The 825-nt window shown below is 64.0% G+C and carries 1 protein-coding gene; it reads left to right on the top strand.

All coding sequences use genetic code 11. From position 1 onward, the window contains the following. Window positions 1-825, top strand: an 825-nt coding sequence (locus tag ADK57_RS12690) for an AAA family ATPase (protein ID WP_159050053.1), incomplete at both ends; no start/stop codon positions are given.

The raw sequence follows: 825 nt of genomic DNA on the forward strand, positions 1-825 counted from the left end.
ATGGAGGACGAGCTCCACAAGCGGGTCATCGGCCAGGTGGATGCCGTCAAGGCGTTGTCGAAGGCGATCCGTCGTACGCGTGCGGGTCTGAAGGACCCGAAGCGTCCCGGTGGTTCGTTCATCTTCGCGGGCCCGTCCGGTGTCGGTAAGACGGAACTGTCCAAGGCGCTCGCCGAGTTCCTCTTCGGTGACGAGGACGCGCTGATCTCCCTCGACATGTCGGAGTTCGGTGAGAAGCACACGGTGTCGCGTCTGTTCGGTTCCCCGCCCGGATACGTGGGCTACGAAGAGGGCGGCCAGCTGACCGAGAAGGTCCGCCGCAAGCCGTTCTCCGTCGTCCTCTTCGACGAGGTGGAGAAGGCCCACCCGGACATCTTCAACTCGCTGCTGCAGATCCTGGAGGACGGTCGTCTGACCGACTCCCAGGGCCGGGTCGTGGACTTCAAGAACACGGTCATCATCATGACGACCAACCTCGGCACCCGGGACATCTCCAAGGGCTTCAACCTGGGCTTCGCGGCCTCGGGTGACAAGAAGACCAACTACGAGCGCATGAAGAACAAGGTCTCGGACGAGCTCAAGCAGCACTTCCGCCCCGAGTTCCTCAACCGCGTCGACGACGTGGTCGTCTTCCCGCAGCTGACCCAGGACGACATCCTCGCGATCGTCGACCTGATGATCGGCAAGGTGGACGAGCGCCTCAAGGACCGGGACATGGGCATCGAGCTCTCCCAGCCCGCCAAGGAACTACTGGCGGAGAAGGGATACGACCCCGTGCTCGGCGCGCGGCCGCTGCGCCGCACCATCCAGCGCGAGATCGAGGAC

The sequence above is a fragment of the Streptomyces sp. MMG1533 genome, from assembly GCF_001279775.1.
Lineage (GTDB): Bacteria > Actinomycetota > Actinomycetes > Streptomycetales > Streptomycetaceae > Streptomyces.